15 protein-coding genes are annotated in these 21,107 nt (G+C 47.5%); 9 read left to right on the top strand and 6 right to left on the bottom strand.

Annotation, left to right across the window (positions count from 1 at the left end):
* Position 1: 1 nt before the first annotated feature.
* From GKS34_RS18245 to GKS34_RS18220, 6 genes are read left to right on the top strand one after another with little or no spacing between them, the layout of a single operon-like run.
* The gene (locus GKS34_RS18245; protein ID WP_163386423.1) at positions 2 to 1,312 is read left to right on the top strand and encodes an aspartate aminotransferase family protein; all 1,311 of its coding nucleotides are present in this window, start codon (positions 2 to 4) and stop codon (positions 1,310 to 1,312) included.
* Positions 1,309 to 2,298 (top strand): 3-hydroxyacyl-CoA dehydrogenase NAD-binding domain-containing protein, encoded by a 990-nt coding sequence (locus GKS34_RS18240; RefSeq protein WP_163386422.1) that lies wholly within the window; start codon positions 1,309 to 1,311, stop codon positions 2,296 to 2,298. Before GKS34_RS18245 ends, GKS34_RS18240 begins: the two co-directional genes overlap by 4 nt.
* 9 nt (positions 2,299 to 2,307) lie before the next feature.
* A complete protein-coding gene (locus tag GKS34_RS18235) occupies positions 2,308 to 3,048 on the top strand; it encodes a phytanoyl-CoA dioxygenase family protein (RefSeq protein ID WP_163386421.1) in 741 nt (246 codons plus the stop codon).
* Positions 3,045 to 5,573, top strand: coding sequence for a sodium:solute symporter family transporter (locus GKS34_RS18230; RefSeq protein WP_163386420.1), 2,529 nt, complete (start codon positions 3,045 to 3,047; stop codon positions 5,571 to 5,573). The genes GKS34_RS18235 and GKS34_RS18230 overlap by 4 nt, the downstream gene beginning before the upstream one ends.
* A 4-nt stretch (positions 5,574 to 5,577) precedes the next feature.
* Complete coding sequence (locus GKS34_RS18225) at positions 5,578 to 6,699, top strand: sialidase family protein (RefSeq protein ID WP_163386419.1); 1,122 nt, start codon at positions 5,578 to 5,580, stop codon at positions 6,697 to 6,699.
* A 32-nt stretch (positions 6,700 to 6,731) separates the two neighbouring features.
* On the top strand, positions 6,732 to 9,053 hold the full coding sequence (locus GKS34_RS18220) for an aminotransferase class III-fold pyridoxal phosphate-dependent enzyme (protein WP_163386418.1): 2,322 nt from the start codon (positions 6,732 to 6,734) through the stop codon (positions 9,051 to 9,053).
* A gap of 110 nt (positions 9,054 to 9,163) precedes the next feature.
* On the opposite strand, the gene GKS34_RS18215 is transcribed toward GKS34_RS18220, so the two are convergent.
* Genes GKS34_RS18215 through proB form a run of 3 tightly spaced genes read right to left on the bottom strand, consistent with a single transcriptional unit; the run spans position 9,164 to position 12,023 of the window.
* On the bottom strand, positions 9,164 to 9,637 hold the full coding sequence (locus GKS34_RS18215; protein WP_163386417.1) for a DUF1905 domain-containing protein: 474 nt from the start codon (positions 9,635 to 9,637) through the stop codon (positions 9,164 to 9,166).
* Between the two features lie 22 nt (positions 9,638 to 9,659).
* Positions 9,660 to 10,910 carry a glutamate-5-semialdehyde dehydrogenase gene (locus tag GKS34_RS18210; RefSeq protein ID WP_163386416.1) on the bottom strand — a complete coding sequence of 417 codons (1,251 nt, stop codon included), beginning with the start codon at positions 10,908 to 10,910 and terminating at the stop codon, positions 9,660 to 9,662.
* A 27-nt stretch (positions 10,911 to 10,937) separates the two neighbouring features.
* Entirely contained in the window at positions 10,938 to 12,023 is a 1,086-nt protein-coding gene (proB, locus tag GKS34_RS18205) for a glutamate 5-kinase (RefSeq protein WP_163386415.1), read from the bottom strand.
* 161 nt (positions 12,024 to 12,184) lie between these two features.
* Here proB and GKS34_RS18200 point away from each other — a divergent pair, with 161 nt between their 5' ends.
* Both GKS34_RS18200 and GKS34_RS18195 read left to right on the top strand, forming a co-directional pair.
* A complete protein-coding gene (locus GKS34_RS18200; RefSeq protein WP_163386414.1) occupies positions 12,185 to 13,543 on the top strand; it encodes an alanine/glycine:cation symporter family protein in 1,359 nt (452 codons plus the stop codon).
* Positions 13,540 to 14,634, top strand: a complete 1,095-nt coding sequence (locus GKS34_RS18195; RefSeq protein ID WP_163386413.1) for a glycerate kinase family protein — start codon at positions 13,540 to 13,542, stop codon at positions 14,632 to 14,634. Before GKS34_RS18200 ends, GKS34_RS18195 begins: the two co-directional genes overlap by 4 nt.
* A 313-nt stretch (positions 14,635 to 14,947) precedes the next feature.
* Here GKS34_RS18195 and GKS34_RS18190 read toward each other — a convergent pair whose 3' ends face one another.
* Complete coding sequence (locus GKS34_RS18190; protein ID WP_163386412.1) at positions 14,948 to 15,679, bottom strand: LytR/AlgR family response regulator transcription factor; 732 nt, start codon at positions 15,677 to 15,679, stop codon at positions 14,948 to 14,950.
* A gap of 20 nt (positions 15,680 to 15,699) precedes the next feature.
* On the bottom strand, positions 15,700 to 17,631 hold the full coding sequence (locus tag GKS34_RS18185) for a histidine kinase dimerization/phosphoacceptor domain -containing protein (RefSeq protein WP_163386411.1): 1,932 nt from the start codon (positions 17,629 to 17,631) through the stop codon (positions 15,700 to 15,702).
* Between the two features lie 471 nt (positions 17,632 to 18,102).
* Here GKS34_RS18185 and GKS34_RS18180 point away from each other — a divergent pair, with 471 nt between their 5' ends.
* Positions 18,103 to 20,739, top strand: coding sequence for a histidine kinase N-terminal 7TM domain-containing protein (locus tag GKS34_RS18180; protein WP_163386410.1), 2,637 nt, complete (start codon positions 18,103 to 18,105; stop codon positions 20,737 to 20,739).
* 40 nt (positions 20,740 to 20,779) lie between these two features.
* Here GKS34_RS18180 and GKS34_RS18175 read toward each other — a convergent pair whose 3' ends face one another.
* Positions 20,780 to 21,100, bottom strand: coding sequence for a 2Fe-2S iron-sulfur cluster-binding protein (locus GKS34_RS18175; protein ID WP_163386409.1), 321 nt, complete (start codon positions 21,098 to 21,100; stop codon positions 20,780 to 20,782).
* Between the last annotated feature and the right edge of the window lie 7 nt (positions 21,101 to 21,107).

The following is a 21,107-nucleotide window of genomic DNA, read 5'->3' as shown; positions in this document are numbered from 1 at the left end:
TATGAAAAAATACGATTATTCCCAATCTGCCCGCTGGCTGGATCGGGCAAAAAAGGTACTTGCTTCCGGAGTTTCTTCCGAATTCCGGAAATACAACCATCCCCATGCATTGTTTTACACCCACGGGAAAGGCAGTAAACTGTATGATGTGGATGGCAACGAATACCTGGATTTTACCCTGAGCCAGGGCCCCCTGATCCTGGGGCATTCCCATCCGGAAATCCTGGAGGCAGTGCAAACCTACTCACTGAAGGGGCAATTATTTGCCGGACAGCATGCCCAGGAAATTGAATTGGCGGAAAAATTACAGCAACTCATACCCTCCGCCGAGCGGATTCGGTTTTGCCTGGACGGCTCGGAAGCGGTTCAGACTGCACTTCGTGTGGCCCGTTCCAAAACCGGCAAACAGAAATTTTTGCGGTTTGAAGGGCATTACCACGGATGGCTGGATAACGTTTGTTATGGTATTTCTACCCCGGCCTCAGGAGAAACCGGGCCCAGAAATGCGCCTGTAATCCATCCCTGGAGCCAGGGCCTGTCCCACGGATCAGCTGAGGAATTTTTTCTGCTCCCCTGGAACAATCTGGAATTGGTTCAGGAGCTGGTTAAGCAGCATCACCAGGACTTGGCGGCAATTATTACCGAACCGGTTATGTGTAACAATGGCTGTATTCCCCCCAAGGAAGGTTTTTTACAAGGATTGCGGAAAATCTGCGACCAATACGGAATAGCACTCATTCTTGACGAGGTCATTACTGGCTTTCGGTTAGGCCTGTCTGGAGCGCAGGGGCTTTACAGTATCCTTCCCGACATGGCTGTTTTCGCCAAAGCGCTGGGCAGTGGCTATCCTATTAGTGCAGTGGTCGGTAAAAAGGAATGGATGGAGGAAATAGCTTCTGCCCGCGTCATCCATGCCGGTACCATGAACGCCGCCAATCCTACGGTGGCCGCCGCCCTGGCTACGGTATCCATTTTGGAAAGAGAGAATCCTTACCCGACTATGTTTGCTCTGGGAGACAAGTTGCGGCAAGGCTTACGGCAGTTGGCAAAAGATACCGGTCAACCTCTGCTTGTATCGGGAATCGGCCCTATTGCTCATACGGGTTTTAGTGACAAAAACGCGGTATTTGACTTTCGGGACGTACTGAGCTTTGATAAAGGCAAACTGAAGCATTTTATTTCTGGAATGCACGATCGTGGCCTTAGGGTCATTGGACGTGGGCTCTGGTACATCAGTGCAGTGCATACCGAAGCCGAAATCGATCGGGCCCTGGAAATTGCCAAAGACGCCCTAACTGAGATGAAATCATGAACTATCAGCATGCTAAAATAGCGGTAGCAGGTGAGGGGATATTGATTCCCTCGATCATTCTCTGCCTGCTACGGGCCGGTCATTCGGTCAAAAGGCTCGGAGGAGCAATTACAACAGATTCCCTGAATGCCTGTTCCGGTAGTGAAGCCATTTCCTTGAAAGGATTCCATTCGGGTACGGAAACCTGGGATAACACCGTCGTTACAGACAGCGAATTGATCATCCTTATTACTCCGGAAAATCCCCCGATAAAGCGGGCTTGGTTAGAAAAAGTAGTCCGCGTGGCTCCTCCGAATGCGCTGCTATTGATCAATACCGAAAGTATTCCTCTGGCCGAACTGCAAGCCGAACTGCCCGACCCCTCACGGCTGCTGGGGCTAAACTGGGTCTATCCGGCTCACCTGACGTATTTTGCCGAACTTATCAGTACCCCACGAAACCGAAGGGAAGAAGTGCAAGCGTTCATGGACTTGATGGCAACAAGCTGGAGAAAAGATCCCTACCACCTTCCAAAAGGTAAAAGTATTCGAAGTAAATTGCTGGCCGCCATGGCACGGGAAGCTTTTTTTCTGATCGAAAACGGCTACGTGCTGGCAGAAGATATCGACCGGGCCTGTCGCAATGACCCCGGTTATTACCTGCCCTTTGCCGGCAATTGCCGGTACATGGACCTGATGGGTACCTATGTCTACGGATTGGTTATGAAAGACCTTAATCCCGAACTTTCGCGGGCCTCAGATGTTCCTGAATTTTTTCGTGAAACCGTGGCAGAGGGGAAGTTGGGATGGACTAGCGGGCAGGGCAGCTATAGCTATCCCCCGGAGAAAGTGAATAAGCTGGAGGATGCTTTTCGGGGCTTCAGCGAGGAAATGGTTGGGTTAATGCAGCGTTTTCCCTTCCCGGACGGAGATACTCCCGAGGAACCGGCAGGGGTCAGCGATCAGAATGAAGAAAAATTGAAACAGGAAACAGGCACGAAAAACTAGTAAAGCACGATGGACTCCCAAAAACTCACCCAACAATTTCTAAGCGACGGCTACCTGTACCTGCCGGGCTTTTTATCCCGTACTCAGGTGGATGAAATCAATGAAACTTTAGCCGCATTCATCCAGCACCAACTCTCCGATATGGCTCCGGAACACGTGAAATACGAAGTGCCGGGAGATCCCGGCAGCTTGAAAATGCTGCAGGACCTGCAAGCTTATTCGCCCTTATTCGAACGCCTATTGCTGGATAGTTCTTTTTCACAGTTGGCGGAAACAGTACTTGGAGAGCAGGTGGTAGGCAAGACCCTGGAGTATTTCAACAAGCCGGCAAAAATCGGCAAAGCAACCCCTCCTCACCAGGACGGCTATTACTTTATGCTGGAACCCATGAGTGCCGTGACCATGTGGTTGGCCCTGGAAGAAGTGGACGAGCAAAATGGCTGGGTGAGTTACGTTAAAGGCTCTCACAAAAAGGGAATGCGTCCACACGGGGCCACGCAAACAGTAGGGTTTTCACAGGGAATTGTGGATTTTGGACAGCCTTCGGATTTGGAAGACGAGGTTTTCTTTCCTGCCAAACCAGGGGACCTGCTGCTACACCATGCGTTGACCATCCACCGGGCGGCTCCCAACACTCACCCCGAACGAAGTCGGAAGGCCATGGGATGGATTTATTTCGGCAAATCCGCCAAGGAAGATGTGGAAGCCAAACAAGCCTATGTAAAATCTCTGAACAAAAAACAGGCATGAGGGTGCCGGGAATCCGGAACCTGACGATGGGGTTAATCGTCCTACTAGCGGTGGCAGCGTGTCAGTCACGACCCTCAGCGGTGGGCCCGGAACTCCGGGAAAGGGCCGTGCAAGAGCTGCAGCAGGTGATGGATCAACAGGAATATTGGGTAAAAGTCCACGCTGCGGAATACAAAATCTGGCTTGACTACACAGAAGGCGTTCGGGAAACGTTTCAGCAAGAAGAAGAAAAATGGGAGCAAAGCTCGCCTTACCGGATTGGAGTCTGGCGGGTACTCGCCCAGTCCGATCTTACCTCCAGGGAAAGCTATGTAAACAAAATCATTCGTGCCTTTGAAGACCGGGACGGTCCCGACAGGGTCCACGCTGCAGAGACCCTGGCTAAATTGGGCGAGTCCCTGGCCAACTCCTCTCCGGAAATTACCCGGGAAGTACTGGAAGGCCAGGTGAACAGCCTGTATGTATATACCCTTTGGAGTACCCTGCAGGGGCGTGAACCGAATGGTGCCGGTGAGAAATTGCCGGAGCTGGCATTGGATTCGGGTCTGGATGAAATACTCCGGCTGCAGGCTGCTTATGCCCTTCGAAATGAAGGGGGTTTTTCGGAAGATACCTGGGAAAGAGTGGCTAAATCCGGTTTGCAGGAACAGCAGGGATCACTTCCGAGGGTCTATCTTTTGTCGGCGGCGCTGATCCATGCTCCGGAGGAGAAAAGAAATGATCCGGTTTTTGAAAAGGTAAAAGAAGCCTTACTGGACCTAAAAAATTCTCCATCCAAAGGCGAACGCATGGAAATGGCCTATGCCCTTGGTAAGGCAGGGAATCCGGAAGACCTTCCGGTACTAATTGACTTGCTGGAAAACAAACATCCTATCTTGCCGGAAGGGGAGCAAGCAACTTCCGGCATGAAGGAAGCAATAAATGCGGATGTAAGGGCTGCTGGAGCATTTGGTATCCTGATGCTGGACAGGCGGCAGGTCTATAGCCTGGCCTGGGCAGATTGGCTGGTAGTAGTGGCCTACCTGGCAGGAATGGTAGGTGTGGGGTATTATTTTTCCAGAAAAAACAAAAGCGAAAAGGATTACTACCTGGGTGGAGGCAAAATGAATCCGGTGGCAGTTGGACTGTCCCTGTTTGCTACCCTGCTTAGTTCGCTGAGTTACCTTTCCTATCCCGGCGAAATGGTAAAGTACGGCCCGGTAATTTTTTCCGGAGTATTGATCTTTCCGCTCGTGTATTACGTGGTGGGTTGGTTTCTGATTCCGCGCTTCATGAAGCTGAGAGTGACCAGCGCCTACGAGATTTTGGAAATCAACCTGGGGGTAAGCATACGGGTGCTGGCGACTTTTTTCTTTTTGTCCCTGCGATTTCTATGGATGGGTACCATTATCTTTATTACCGTGCATACCGCCATCCTGGCCATTTTTGGTTTTGATCCCTCGTATACCCTTATCCTTAGTGTATTGTTGATGGGGATAACCATTTTTTATACCACACTGGGTGGGCTGAAAGCAGTGGTATTTACGGACGTGATTCAATCAGGTGTTCTAATGGGAGGGGCCGTTCTGACCTTACTAGTGGTGACATTTTCCTTTGGATCGGTATCTGCCTGGTTTCCTTCTGAATGGCTGGCGCATTGGGGGGAATTGAAAGTCGGGGTGGATGCCCGGGAGCGCATGACTATTGGCAATGCCCTGCTGACCACCTTTGTTTGGTACCTGGCTTCTTCGGGTTCCGACCAGATGTCTATACAACGTTTTCTGGCCACCGAAAATGCCCAAACCGCCCGGAAGACCTTTGGCGTGTCGCTACTTACCACCTTTGTGGTACAAACTTTACTGGGATTAGTGGGGTTAGCCGTGTTGGCCTATTTTACAGCATTTCCTCATTTTCTTTCCCCCGGCGAAACCGTGGCTACCCATGCTGACCAACTGTTCCCCAAGTTTATCCGGGTAGGATTGCCGGTGGGGATTTCCGGGCTGGTTGCCGCAGGCATTTTAGCGGCAGCCATGTCCAGCCTTTCTTCCGGCTTGAACAGCACCTCTTCGGTGATTTCTGAGGACCTGATCAAACGGTTTACCCGAAATTACCGGGCACCTAAAAACCAACTGGGAGCGGTGCGCAACCTTTCCCTGTTTGTGGGGATTTTTGCACTGCTGCTCAGTTTGCTTATCAGCAAGGTAGAAGGCAACCTGTACGATGTGATCGTCAAGGTGGTCAATCTCTTCGTCTCCCCCTTGTTTGTCTTGTTTTTCCTGGCCCTATTTGTGCCTTTTGCAACTGCCAGAGGGACCTTTCTGGGAGGAATTGGGAGTGTAGCCATTGCCGTGGCCATTGCCTTTTTCAAGTTCCTGGGGATTGAAGTATTGTTTATCCTACCGGTATCGCTGGGTGTGGGTGTGTTGTTGGGTATGGTATTTAGTTTTATGGATGTCAAAATGCTGGGCAACAAGGAAACAATGTTAAAGCGCAGCCGGGAGGCGGCCATATTCAAGGCTTCCACGGAAATAGATAGAAAAACCTAGACCTATGCAAGTACTTGAAAGTGGACAAGTTCGTGGATTACCGAAGGCTTCCGGTCTGGGAAGTCTCAGCTTTCCGGCAATGGAAGTACTGCCCTCTGGTCGCTGGCTCGCAGGCTTCCGTGCTGCAGACAAAAAGAAAGACGGAAGCTCTATGAAGGCCATGATGACCTGGTCGGATGACCAAGGCAAGACCTGGGTTCCACCCTTCGAACCGCTTCCTTTGCCCTCCCTGGAGGGTAGGCCCGGAAATTCACATAGCCTTTATTTCCTCGCACTAGGTGAAAGCAGGGTGTTGGCGCTCATCAATTGGGTGGATGGCAGTGATCCGCAGGCACCTTTTTTTGATCCAAACACCGAAAGCCTGAAAGATACCCGGATTTTTTACAGTTTCAGTGAAAATGATGGTCAGGACTGGTCCGATCCCGTCATGATAGATACGCAGGCTACCGGTGGGCCGGTGCCGCTTACGGGGCCTCCCATGAAATTAGCGGACGGAAGCCTCATTTGTCAATTCGAAATCAATAAATTTAAAGAGGATCCCAAACCCTGGATCCACCGCTCGGCCTTGCTTTTTTCCAGGGGCAGCGGGTTTTCCTGGTCTGAAATGAGCCTGGTCACACATCATCCAGGCATGTTTTATTGGGATCAGCGTCCCCTTGTGTTGAATGATGGCAAGAGGCTGGTTAATTTTTTCTGGACTTTTGATGGTGTAAACAATCAATATAAAAACATCCACCGCTCAGAAAGCACCGATGGGGGAAAAAGTTGGAGTCAACCGCAAGATACCGGCGTATACGGGCAACCTGGTCATCCAGTACAACTTCCGGATGGCCGGCTGATGCTAGTTACCATCGACCGAAGAAGCTTGCCCGAACTATACCTTCATCTGAGCAGGGACGAAGGGAAGCGGTTTGATACATCCATTCTCCTTACTTCGTTCGAACGGCCAAGGCAAGACAGTCAATTCATGAAAATGGATGAGGCATGGGAGGAAATGGCACGTTATTCAGTGGGCCATCCCCAATTGCTGTTGCTGGAAAACGGGGAGATCCTGGCTTATTTCTATCAGGGATCCCATCCCGACACCACCGCGATTCATTTTCTACGGATTGGTATGGAACCCTAAGTTTAGCAGCAACCCAACAATAATAACCAGTGATGAAAAAAAATAAACAATCGGAATATACCTGGGATTTTTCTGAAAAAGACCGGGAAGTACTTGCTGGTATTAGTGATTTTTTACCAGAGCGGGTTTGGGACAGCCATGCCCATATTTACCAAACTGCTGACCTGAGCCTGCAGGAACCGGGATTGTGGTCGGGGGGTCCGGCATCGGTGAGCATACCGGTATGGGAATCTCAGGTCAAACCAATGTTCCCAAAATCCCGACTAGAGGGAGGTTTGTTTTTTCCGGCACCTTTACCCCAGGCAGATGTGCAGGCCGCCAACGCCTTTCTCCGGCAGCAGTTGGATCAGCACCCTCATTGCCGGGGGCTGGCCCTGATTCGTCCGGAAATGCGACCGGAGGAGATGGCCGAAACCCTGGATCACCATAGAATACTGGGACTCAAGCCGTACCACGTTTACAGCCCGGAAAAGCCTACTCCGAGAAGTTCGATCCATGGCTTTCTTCCAAACCACTGGTGCAAATGGGCCCATGAGAAGGGAGCGGTAGTTATGCTTCACCTGGTAAAAGACCGGGCCATTTCCGACCCTTCCAACCAGGAAACGATCCGAAAGATGTGTTTGGATTATCCAGGTATGAAGTTGGTACTGGCCCACACGGCTCGTTCTTTTCATGCACCCCATGCAGCGGGGATAGCCGCGTTAAAAGACCTTCCCAATATCTGGTTTGACATGTCCGGAATTTGTGAACCCCAGGCCATGATGACGGTACTGCATCATTTTGGACCACAAAAACTGCTGTGGGGCAGTGATTTTCCTGTTTCTTCCATTCGGGGAAAAGCAGTCACGCTAGGGGATGGGTTTTTCTGGCTGGACGGACATGCTTGCAACTGGAATAAGGCACTTGGACATCCGGTACTGGTAGGCATCGAATCCCTGCGGGCATTAAAGGAAGCCTGTGAATGGATGTCGCTGAATGCAAATGATCGGCAGGACATCTTCTGCACCAACGGCATTCGCTTGCTGGGTTGCGACGAAAAATCTGTCCTGGTCGACCAGGACCTTTACCGACACGCCAAAAGCAGGATTCCCGGAGGGGTACAGTTGCTCAGCAAGCGACCCGAAAACATGGCGCCGGAGCACTGGCCACCCTATTTCCGGGAAGCCAGGGGTTGTGAGGTTTGGGATCTGGATGGCAGGCATTATTACGATTTTTCTACCAACGCTGTGGGCTCTTGCTTACTGGGGTATGCCCATCCTGCAGTAAACGATGCGGTTATGCGACGCATTCGATTGGGAAGCATGAGTTCGCTTAATGCTCCCGAAGAAGTGGCGTTGGCGGATGAACTCTGTGCTTTGCATTCCTGGGCAGAACAGGCCCGGTTTGTTAGGGGAGGAGGGGAAGCATGTGGCCTTGCCATTCGTATCGCAAGGGCAACTACAGGAAGATCCCTCGTCGGTATTTGCGGATACCATGGCTGGCAGGATTGGTACCTGGCGGCAAACCTAGGCTCCGAAGATGCTTTGAAAGGACATTTGCTCCCAGGTCTGGAACCCGCCGGGGTGCCGGAAGCCCTGCGAGGCAGTGCTTTTACCTTTCGGTTTAACGATACCGAAGGTTTTTTGGAACTGATAAAAACCCATGGCAACCGTCTGGCCGCTGTAATCATGGAGCCCGGCAGGCAGGAGGAGCCGCTGCCTGGTTTTTTGGAACGGGTACGGGAAGAGACACAGAAATATGGAATTCTTCTGATTGTCGATGAAATTACCGCAGGATGGCGGATGCACATGGGAGGGCTGCACCTGCGCTACGGGCTGCATCCCGACATGGCGGTATTTGCCAAAGCCCTGGGCAATGGGTTTCCTATAGGAGCCGTGATCGGTAGTCGGGAAGCGATGGAAGGGGCCCATCGTTCCTTTATGAGCAGCACTTCCTGGAGTGAGAGTACCGGCCCGGTAGCCGCTTTGGCCACCTTGAAGGAAATGAAACGTTTCGACTTACCTCTCTGGGTGGAGGCAAGGGGAAAAGAGGTGCAGAAGCAATGGAAAGAGTTGGCGGAGAAATGGAAATTGCCTGTCGAGGTGTATGGGTTTCCCGCCCTGTCCGGCTTTCGTTTTTCCCACCCTGCTTCCGAACGATTGCGAACCATCTTCACCAGGGAGATGCTAAAGCAGGGTTTTCTGGCCGGAACGGCTTTTTATCCCAGCCTTGGCCATACCGAACAGAACGTGAAGAAATACGGAGAGGCCCTGGATCAGGTATTTGCCGTCCTTTCGAAAAGCCTGGAAAAAGGCACATACATATCTCTGCCGGATGAAGAGGTGGCTAAAAGCGGATTTTCCCGATTGGTGTAATTGGTCCGTTCGATGCAATGGTCCGGGCAGGGTGCTTTTTCTAGCAGCGGCCGCCAAAAATTCGCAATATTGGCTGCGGGTGCTTTGTGAAGTGTAGTTTTTTTACCCTGCTATGGAATTTTTTCCAAAACCTCCAGCAGCTTTAAAATTTTTGCTGTTTCTTCCGCCGGGGTTTTGGAATCGACGATTGCTTCCAAATACAAGGTTTGTTTCCAACCAGGAAGTGAATAGAATTTTTCCAGGCTACCCGGACTATCCTTCAGGCAAATAAGTACTTCTTCCGGAATGGATGTTGGAGAGGCCACTTTATATAATTTTACCAGCACGTCATCTCCGGCCTCTTTGCCCAGGGCCTTACGGATCCTGGCATTTACCGGCAAAAATAGCTCCTTATTTCCTTTGGGCATTAACTTGACGGTACCCAGCAGGTACGCATCCAGGCTGCCCTGAACCCGTACCATTCCGAAAGGAAAACTTTTCTCGTAAGCTACCTCTGGAAGCGAAATGTAGGTCCATCCCCCTTTTCCGGGAAATTTCTCCAGGAGCTTTCGTTGATGAACCAGTGGGGTTTTATCTGAGATCATGAACTAAGAATACTGAAAGTACTTAGGGTCGGATTTGACCGTTTCCGCGAATCACCCATTTGTAGGAAGTCATTTCTTCCAGCGCCATCGGGCCTCTGGCATGCAGTTTTTGCGTACTGATACCAATTTCAGCACCCAATCCAAACTGCGCCCCATCCGTAAAGGCCGTGGAAGCATTGGCATATACGGCCGCGGCATCCACTGCCTGCAGAAAATGCGATATGGTCTTTTCATCTTCGGCAATGATGGCTTCGCTATGTTTGCTGCTGTACCTGGCAATGTGTTCCAGTGCGGCATCCAGCCCGTCTACGGTTTTGATGGCCATGTTGAGGGAAAGGAATTCCGTTCCAAAATGTGCTTCTTTTGCCGGCTGCAACAAGGCTTCCGGATAGTTTCCAGACAGGGCTTCAAAGGCCAGCTTATCGGCAAAAATGGTTACCCCTTTTTCGGCAAGCGGCTTAGCGAGCGCAGGCAGGTCACTAAGCCGGCTTTGGTCCAGCAGCAGGCAGTCCAGGGCATTACAGACACTTACGCGTCTGGTTTTGGCATTGCAGATAATGGCCGCACCTTTTTCCATGTTAGCGGAACGGTCAAAATAGGTGTGTACGATTCCTGCTCCGGTTTCGATCACGGGGACTTTGGAATTGTTACGGACAAAGTCTATCAGACCCTGGCTTCCCCTTGGGATGATGACATCCACATAGCCCACCGCCTGCAGCAATTCTTTGGTGGCCTCCCTGTCTGCAGGAAGCAGGGCAACACAATCCGTGGTAATTTTATTCTTTTTCAGTACGGAATGAATCACCTCGACGATGAGGGTATTGGAGGCATGGGCATCCGAACCTCCTTTCAGCACCAGGGCATTTCCTGTTTTCAGGCAAAGGCTAAAAACGTCAAATGTAACGTTGGGACGGGATTCGTAGATGATGCCGATGACACCGATGGGAACCCTGATTTTTTGAAGGTCCAGGCCGTTGGGTAGCTTTTTTTCAGCCAATATCGTACCAAGAGGCGTGTCCAGCTTGGCCACATTAATGAGGTCCTCGGCGATGTTTTCAATTCGTTCTTCATTGAGTTTGAGCCGGTCGTATTTGGGATCAGCCGGATCCATTCGGTCCAGATCCTCTTGGTTGGCATCCAGAATTTCCGGTGTGTATTTGATGGCGGCCATGGCCAGGTCATCCAGTATTTTGTTGATTTTCGATTCAGACAGCAAGGACAATTGTCTGCTGGCAGCTTGTACGTTTTGAAAAGTTTTTTCCAGGTTTTTCATAGAAAGGATGTCTAATCTGGGCAACAGTTAATGCGATTCAGAAATGTAAAGGTAATCATAATGTACCAAGGGCCTTTGCCCGCTGAGACCAATTTTGTCCCGGGCCGTTTCTGCCCCGTATTCGGCCTTCCCCAACCCGATTCGTTGGCCTGAGGAATCCATTATCCGTATAATGTCACCTTTTAGAAAGGCTCCATTGATGGACAGGATGCCTATGGGCAGCAGGCTGGTGATTTTTTCGGAGAGCAGGGCTTTTTTCGCTCCCTCGTTGATAATTATTTCCCCTTTAGAATAGGTATCGCTATGTGCAATCCATTTTTTTTGGTTGTGTTTTGATTTTCCCGGTTCAAAATAGGTGCATCGTAGTTGTTGGTTGTAAAAGTCAGTTAAAACCCCTTCCTTTTTTCCATTGGCGATCAAAACTTCAATCCCGAGGTCAGCGGATTTTTTGGCCATGGTCATTTTGGTCAACATCCCGCCGCGGCCGAAGGCGGAGGTTTGTGTGGCGATGTACTGACTGAGGTCAGGCATTTTCTGGCCTACGTGGGTTATTAATTCGGAATCCGGATCAGAGGGATGCCCCTTATAAATGCCGTCCACATTGGTGAGCAGGATCAGGCTGTCGGCATCGATCATGGCGGCCACCAATCCTGCCAGCTCGTCGTTGTCGGTAAACATCAGTTCGGTGACTGCTACGGCATCGTTTTCGTTAATCACGGGAACTATCTGATTTTTGAGGAGTCCGTCGAGACAGTTTTTCATGTTCAGGTAATGGGTGCGGTCACGGAAATCTTCTTTCGTCACCATCAATTGGGCTATGGGATAGCCCTTTTGGGAAAACAATTCCTGATAAGAGCGGATAAGGGCAATCTGTCCGATCGCTGCCCATACTTGTTTTTTGGAAACGGCCTCGGTTTTAGCAGAGAGTTGTTGGGATTTTCGTCCAAAGGCTACCGCCCCGGAAGTAACCAATACTACCCTAATTCCCTTTTCCAGGAGAAAGGCCATCTGATCCACTAAATTACGCATGCGTTGAACGTCCGGACTACCGTCGTCCATGGTTAATACATTGGAGCCTATTTTGATAACAACGGTTTGCGGATTTCGGATCATTGGGGAAAGATTAGTGGGTATTCCCGCAAAAATAGAAAGCTTTCGGGAAAATGGCTACCATAAGTAACCTATTTGTCAGATCGGCTCAAGGGTATTTTCGGAATTTATCCTTACTTTGGAGGGATATTAATTGAATTTTTGACCACAAAAATTAGAAAAACTTGGGAGATTTAATCATTGCCTTCAGTAATTGGATTTGGGGAACGCCATTGTTGGTCTTGTTGATGGGTGGTGGTTTTTTCATGCTGTTTTATTCCCGTTTTATTCCATTCAGGGGCTTACGGCATGCCATGAAAGTGGTAGGAGGTAAGTACGATGATCCCAATGCATCGGGAGATATCACTTCTCTGCAGGCGCTGTCGTCGGCAATCGCTGCGACCGTAGGTTTGGGAAATATCAGTGGCGTTGCCCTGGCCATAGGTACAGGAGGCCCAGGAGCCATTTTTTGGATGTGGGTATCTGCATTTGTTGGAATGGCTACCAAATTCTTTACCTGTACCCTTGCCATCATGTACCGGGGAAAGGATTCCTCCGGACATATTCAGGGAGGTCCCATGTACGTGATAGAAGAGGGGATGGGGAAAAAATGGCGTTTCCTTTCGGTTATTTTCTGCGTGGCAGGAATCATGGGTTTGCTGGCCATCTTTCAAGCCAATCAACTTACCGAAGTTCTGCGGGTAGTGTTGTTGCGGCCTTTTGGTCTGGACTGGGGCCAGACCTCCCGCTGGATCATTGGAATCACGATGATGTTATTGGTGGCGGTAGTCATCCTGGGTGGTATACAACGGATCGCAAAAGTTGCCTCCCGGCTGGTGCCTTTTATGGTGAGCATGTATTTTGTTTGTGTATTCATTATTCTTTTCAAAAACCTGGGAGAAGTGCCTGAGATGCTCCTTTTCATTATTGAGGATGCCTTTACTGGCAAAGCGGTTTTGGGAGGCGCTGTTGGTCAGGTGATCATCATTGGGGCCAGAAGAGCCGCTTTTTCCAATGAAGCTGGAATCGGAACAGCACCCATGGTCCACGGTGCTTCTAAAACCAGCGAGCCGGTGAGAGAAGGCCTGATTGCCATGTTGGGGCCTTTTATTGATACTATCGTGGTTTGTACATTGACTGCCTTGGTTATTTTGGTTACCGGCGTTTGGAAAACCGGTGAGCGAGACGGAGTTTTACTGACCCTTTCGGCATTTGAACAGGGCTTGCCGGGCATTGGAAAATACCTGCTGATGGCTGCCGTACTCATTTTCGCACTTTCCACCATGTTTACCTATTCTTATTACGGTCACAAATGCTTTAACTACCTTTTTGGTGCAGAAAAGGCCGATTATTACAATTATTTTTACCTGATAACGATCGTTGGTGGTGCGGTCACCTCTTTGAGTGTGGTGATGAGTTTTGTCGACGGTATGTATGCCGTAATGGCTTTCCCCACCATGATTTCCGCCTTGTACCTTTCTCCAAAGGTGATTGCGGCTACCAAAGACTATTTTGAACGCATGAAAATCCTCGATGAAGAATGAAATGGTTGATCGCACCCAATGCCTTTAAAGGAACACTGGAAGCAGAAGAGGCTGCAGCCATTATTGAAAAAACGATTCAGGAATGCCAGCCAAAAGACCAAACCGATTGCTGTCCCATTGCGGATGGGGGAGATGGCACCTGCCTTTTGCTTAGCAAACAGCTGGGGCTGGAAAAAGTGGAAGCTTGGGTATGCGGGCCCCTGGGCAGATCACACCAAGCTTTTTTTGGCTACGACCCTACTTCCCGTACTGCCTTTCTGGACGTGTCCACCGCTTCGGGGATTAAAGACCTAAAGGATTACGAAAAAAACCCGTGGATTTGCAGCACGTATGGGACGGGACAACTTATTGCCCGGGCCGTGGAAAAGGGTGCGGATCAGGTTGTGCTGGGGCTTGGGGGAAGTGCTACCATTGATATGGGTACCGGTATCCTTCAGGCACTGGGCCTGCGTTTTTTGGACAAAAATGGCAGGGAACTTATTCCTTTCGTTCCGGAATTTTTGGAGAAAATAGCCCATATCCAGTTGCCCGTGAAACTGCCTTCTCTTCGTTTTACCTGCTTGTGTGATGTGGGCAATACTTTTTTTGGGAAAGAAGGAGCCATTCCGGTATTTGGTCCGCAGAAAGGTTTGCCGGAAAGCCAGCAGCCGCGATTTCTGGAAGTTTCCCAAAAGCTTTTCGAAAGAATAAAGAAAAAGTCTAAATGGGACCTGACAGATCGAGCCTGTTATGGAGCAGCGGGTGGAATAGCCATGGGGCTGTATGCCTTTTTTCCGGTTCAGTTGGAACAGGGTGCTCGTTATTTTTTTGAAAAAACCGGCATGGAACAGCGTATACAGGAGTCGGATATCGTAGTTACCGGTGAAGGTCGTTTCGACGCCCAGTCCGCGCATGGGAAGGGGAGCTATGAGCTGTTGCAGTTGGCTAAAAAATACGGGAAAAAGAGTTGGCTGATTACCTCCGGTGAGGAGGGCCTGGAAGCTGGCTTTGACGAGGTTATCCCTATGCCTGACCTGGATTTTGCTGCCCCGGACCTGATTGAGCGGGCGAAATCAAATTTACGGAAAGCTTTGCTGAAGAAATTCAGCTGATTTCGTTTTAATATTAAGTCACAATCGGTTAAAGGGAAAAGTGGTAGTATTGGCTAATTTGTTTTTTTAAAGGATGCTTGCTCCCACCGGGGGAGAAATAGGGTTTCACGCCACGGCCGCGGCGGAGACGCAGGGAACGTAGCGAGATTTTTATTTACTTGATACACCTAATGGTTAATTTTGGGGCGAGAGCTATTGATATTCAATGCCAACTCTCACTGCGCATGCTACCAATTCTATGGGCTCCAAGGGACTAAAAGGGTTTATCACTTCGACGCCAGCAAATAGGTACGGTGTCTTCTACACCCATTTTTTAGGAAAGGGTATTGAGGTTATTAAGTAATTCCTGTTTGTGTTGTTTGCTTATGGGTAGCTTTTTTTTATTAATTTCCAGAAAGGTATCTGCCACGGCATCCAGCTTGGTAATGTTAACCAAAAAAGACCGATGGATCCGGATGAAATCTCGTTTTGGGAGTTTTTGCTCTAGTACTTTTAAGGGGTAGACAACCAGGATGGATTCGTTTTTGGTATGGATTTTTGCATAATTCCTGTCCGCTTCCACATAATAAATATCGTCGAATAAAATTTTGACCAGTTTGTTTTGAGTCCTGACAAATATCCTGTCTTTCAAAAAGGTAGCAGACTGGTCCGATTCCGTGGTTGGTTTTTCCCGTTCGTACTGGATTTGTTCCGCTGCTAAGTCCAGTGTGCGTTGAAGTTCGACAGCATGGAAGGGTTTGGTAATAAAGGCAAAAGGGTGGGTGGATTTGGCCTCTTCGAAATAATGCGGTCCGCTATTTCCGGTTAGAAAAATGGCTTTGACATCTTGTATTTCCTGCATGCGGGTGACTGCTTCGATACCGTTTAGTTTACCGTTTAATCCAATGTCTACCAGAACCAGCTCAGGCCGGTGTTGCTGGAAATGTTGAACTGCTTTCTCGCCATTATTTTCAATTCCTGTCACCGAATAGCCTAATTTCCGGATGCTTTGTGCCAGATGAGTGGCTTGCACCAGATCGTCTTCCAGGATCAAAATTTTTATCATATTGCTCTTAATATATGATGTTACGGATGAAATACAAATTGGAAGCGGGTCCCCTGATCAGGTATTTTGTTCATTTCACCATTCAGTTGGGTGGATAATAACTGAATCAATTGCCTTCCGAATCCAGGGGAGAATGCCGCTTCTTCTTCTTTAAAACCTATCCCGTCGTCCCTATAATCAAGGATTAATTCGCTTCCTTTCCAGTAAAGTGATATGAAAAGGGATCCTAGTTCCTTTTCTGGAAAAGCATATTTAAGTGAATTGGTCATCAATTCATTGATAATTAGACCAATAGGAATAGCGGTAATGATGTCCAGAGTAATTTTTCCCATTTCACAGTACAGGTTAGCCTTACCCTTGGCTCCAAAACTATTAATAACATCTTCGGAAAGTTTGGTGAAATAATCCTTCATTTCTATGTACGCCAAATCCTTTCCCTGGTAGAGCGTCTGATGAACCAGTCCCATGCTTTGTACCCTGCTTTGGCTATCCAACATAATTTGTTGCAATTGGGGGTCCTGAATATGCTCTGATTGCAAGGAAAGTAGGCTGCTGACTACCTGGAGGTTATTTTTAATGCGGTGGTGGGTCTCTCGAACCAGGTGACTTTTCTCCCGGTTTTGCTCTTCCAGTAATCTATTTTTCTTTTTGATAATGCGATAGCCTCGAAAGGTGATAAGCGAAACCACCAGCAACATCGTGGTACCCAAGATCCAAAAAGTCACCTGTTTTTCCTGTTTGCTAAGGATTAGCGCTTGTTCTTTTATAGTATTGTTCTTCTGTGCCAGGTCAAGAGCCGCCTTAAGGGTGGCCATCTTTTTCTCTGCTTCTTCATTAAAAATAGTCCGATTAAGCTCGTGATACCTTTTGAAGGCAAACAAGGCCTCCTTGGGTTTTCCAATAGCCTCATAAGTTTCACTTAAATGAAGGTAAGCTTGTCTTGAAAAAAAATGATCACCAGAATCGGTTCCTGCCTCCGAGATGCTTTCCAGAAAATATTTTTCTGCCGTAACGTATTCCTCTTTTAATAGGTTTACTTCGCCTATTGCCAACAGAGATCTCATTTGCATGAAGGAATTTTCCAGTAAGCTGGCATATTCCAGGGCCAGATAGGCCGATTTCTCTGCATTTTGTAGTTCTCCTTTTCTGATCTGGAGACTGGTAAGGGAAATGTATACATCGCTTAGATTGTTGAAAAACGCAAACCTCTCGCCCATGGCGATGCTTTTATCAAAATGCTTTTCTGCCTCGTCGAAGCGGGAGAGTGCCATTAAATGATTGGCTACCACATAGAGGGTAAAGTCAAAATCCATATCCGGAATGCCTCTTTTTTCAAATAAATCGAGGGAATGTAGGCCCAGCTCCAGCCCCTCATTATATTTACCTTGTTTCCAAAGTAAATAGCTCAGGTCACTGTAGGCCATAGCCCGAGCTTTAACTTGTCCGGTTTTTCTTCCCAATTCTAGGGTGTTTCTTGCCCATTCAAATGCAGTACTCAGATCACCCCTTCTTTCGTAAACATATCCCATATTGGTATAAGCCAACCAAAGATCTGTTTCCCGTACTTTTTCCATAGCCGATTGCAGCAGAATTTCAGCTTGTTCGGTTTGATCCATCCGCATGAGAATGGCACCTTTGATTAGTTGAAATCTACCTTCCCAAAGACTATTCTTTGCGCGTGTGGCCTCATCTAGTCCGAGTTGAATAATATGGAGCGATTGTTTCAGATTACGGGAATGAGTGTAATAACCCCAATCCCATAATACTTGCCAGCGAAGGCTGTCATTTTCCTGGTACGATTGGGCTAGACTAGCTAATGATTCCAGGTATTCAGAACCAAAATCGGGAGGGTAGGTAAATATGGGTTGGTAGTTTACTGGATTTTTAAAGAATGGAGTACCGAAAGAAAAATAAGTGGAGCAAATCCCGACCAGTAGAAAGCAAAATTTCATAGTTTAAATATAATAAAAATCCTCAAAAAACATGCTTTTTTATAGGAGTTGGATGAAAGTAAACAAGAGAATTCCTCTTTTTCGGAAACAATTCATTGCCATTGGGACAAAAATCCCCGGCTTTCGGAAAAATCCGCTTGCAAATAGCAGATAATAGCTTTTTATTAGAAATGCTTAGTTACTAAAAGCATTTAAGATTAAGGTTTTTTAACAATGTAAAAACAGCTCCTGTTGGGAGCTGTTTTTTTTTGTGCCACTCCAACTTGTTTTTCACCGAATTCAAAAAAGTAATTTTAATCCGTACTGTAAAATAGAAGCCTGCAAATTAGTAGATGCATACCCATTTTTTGATAGTGTAAAAACACTATTAGTTGATTTAACTCCTGTTTTTTGAATAAAATAATATTTCCAAAGTACCAAAAGTGGTTTTATTCATCTATATTACCTGCTTAATTCGAACTGTTTTTTGTCATGTTTTCGTTTTTCAATTATCATGCCTTGTTCTTTTTATTTATGGCGGTGGCGGCAGTCCCGTTATTATTTCCTCTCTTTATTCGGAAAGAAACTGCAGAAAAAGCTTCCGTTTACTTTTTCTGGGTAATGTTGGCTTGTTTTATTTATTCCTTTGCTTACGTTTTGGAATTAATGGTCATTCCCAAGGCCGGAAAAATCGTTCTGATTAAAATACAGTACCTGGGTGCCGTAGCATTTGCCCCGCTGGTATACCTCTTTACACTGGTTTATACCGGAATGGAAAAATGGATTACCCGCAAAAGGCAGATTGCCTTGATGGTTTTGCCGTTACTTAATTTAATTTTAGTGTGGACTACGGACTGGCATCACCTTTTTTACCAGAACTTTTCGCTAAGCAGTGAGAACCTTTTTCCTGTTTTGGTAACCCAAAAAGGCTTATTTTACTGGATACACCAAGGCTATACCCTCTTATTGCTTTTTATTAGTCTTTGGTTATTGATCAAGCGAATTTCGGAAATACCTTCTGCAAGTTCCAGGCAGGTTTTTATGGTGATTTTAGGGCTTTGCAGTCCGCTTATTGTTTACATGTGGTATCTGACAGGTAATGTTCCACTTTTATTGGACCCCATACCGATTGGTTTTTTAGGTACCGGTCTTTTCTTCTTTTTGGGACTTAAAAAATTTAATCTGTTTCGGATCGCTCCCGTGGCTTACCGGACGCTTTTTGATAATCTCCAGGAGGGCGTGATGGTCCTGGATAATCAGGGAGAACTCGTGACGTTGAATCTATCTGCAGCGAAGTACATCGGAATTGGAAAGGTTCATCAAAAATCGGCCTTAGTTGAAATTAAAGAAAACTGGCCAGAAATAGCTGATTTGCTAAGTCCACCGGAGGCATATCAGATTAGGGAATTTACACGGACCAGGGAAACGCACACCTGCTGGTATCTGCTCAGCAAATCTACCGTAGCAGTCGAGGGAAAAGATAGGGTCGGTAGTTTGCTGGTGCTGAGGGATATTACACAGGAGAGGAGTTCACAGTTGGAAATTGAAAAAGCCAGAATAGTTGCAGAGGAAGCCAATAAGGCCAAAAGCGAATTTTTGGCTAATATGAGCCATGAGATCCGAACCCCCCTGAATGGGGTGATCGGGTTCACCGAGTTGCTGACCCATACGCAGTTAAACGCGCAGCAAAAAAGATATGCCCAAACAGCGTTATCTTCTGCTTCGGCACTTCTAGAGCTCATCAATGATATTTTGGATCTGGCAAAAATAGAAGCAGGAAAGGCAGACTTAAACCTGGGTACGGTGGATCTCCACGCCCTACTCGAAACAATCATCGATGTTTTAAGTTTTCAGGCCCACCAAAAGGGACTGGAATTAATTCTGGATTTGGAAGCGAATGTTCCTTTTAAAATTGAAACAGATGAACTTAAACTCAAGCAGGTATTGATTAATCTGTTGAATAATGGTTTAAAATTTACCGATAAGGGGGAGGTAATTTTGCGGGTTTCCTGGCAGGGAAAGGGCTCCGGTAACAACAAGGGCAGGCTTCGCTTTGCGGTAAAGGATAGTGGTGTGGGGATTGCTGAAGATAAGCAGCAGTTGATATTTGAGGCCTTTTCACAGGCCGATTCTTCTACCACTAAAGAATTCGGTGGTACAGGACTAGGGCTAACCATTTCCAATAAATTGCTCTCACTGATGGAAAGTCGGATTTACCTGGAGAGCGAACTGGGAAAGGGAAGTACGTTTTTCTTTGACCTGGAGGTTAAAATTCAGGAAAATAGAAGTCAGGAAGTGGTTATTAAAGATATTTCCAAGGTGTTGGTATTGGATGGGAATTTTTTTTCAGGTAATGTCATCGCGCGGTATTGCGAAGATTTTGGATTAAAAACCGTTCGATTCGAGGCTGTAAACGAGGCTTTTTTTGCCCTCGAAAATGATCCCGACATTGATGTTGTACTGATGAATAACCGATTGATGGGAAATAACAGTCCAGCGGCCATGCAACAAATGATTCGCCTGTCGGAAAAGTACGGACGAAAAGTGACTTTTGTGGCCATGATTGGAGGTAGTGATAAAGATAGCCTTATTCAATCCTATAAGGAAATCGGGTGCTCGCTAATTCTGGATAAGCCGGTAACTCCCTCTAAATTAAAACAACTGATTAGTAAGGTGCCCAACCCTGAGAACGATACGCTAGATAGTGTGCTACAAAGCCGGGAGAACAGCCCGGCGTACGGAAAACGTTTTAAGCTTTTGGTGGCAGAAGACAATCCAATTAATCGCATGTTGGTGAAGATTTTTTTAGAAAAAATGTCTCCGGGAGCCCTGGTCTTGGAAGCAGAGAATGGGAGGGAGGCCCTTTCCATTTTTCTAGAACAGAATCCTGACCTTGTAATTACAGACCTCAACATGCCGGAAATGAATGGGTATGAATTATTGCAGGCTATAAGGGAATTACCCTTTGCAAAAGAAGTGCCGGTGATCGGATTTACAGCAAATGCCTTTTCAAAAAGGGCCACTTCCGGGAAGCCTTATGAATTTGATGATTACCTGATCAAACCAGTGGTTCAAAAAAAATTCCAGCAGGTAGTGGGTAAATGGATGAGTAACCCATCCAGCACATAAAAAAAAGGTGAATGACAAAAGCGTCATTCACCTGTAATCGTTAGTTATCTTCTCCTCTGAGTTTAATGATGGCTCCATCCAGTTCATCAGAGATCCTGATCTGGCAGGCCAGTCGACTAGTTGGGAAATATTCCGGCAGGGATTCCAGCTGATCCAACTCGATATCGGTGGCATCACCCAGTCCATTTTTACCCTCCAACACTTCGATATGACAGGTAGCACATAAGGCCATGCCTCCACAGGTGGCCAAAACAGGGTATTCGGAAGCCTTTAGTACTTCCATCAGACTCAACCCCATGTCATCCGGGGCTTCTATACTTTGGCGGTTGCCGTCGTGATCTTCTACGGTGAATGTTACCATTTGGCAA

Source organism: Cyclobacterium jeungdonense (assembly GCF_010994275.1).
Taxonomy (GTDB): domain Bacteria; phylum Bacteroidota; class Bacteroidia; order Cytophagales; family Cyclobacteriaceae; genus Cyclobacterium; species Cyclobacterium jeungdonense.
Note: the sequence above shows the minus strand (reverse complement) of the source record. Positions and strands in the feature narration are given on the sequence as shown.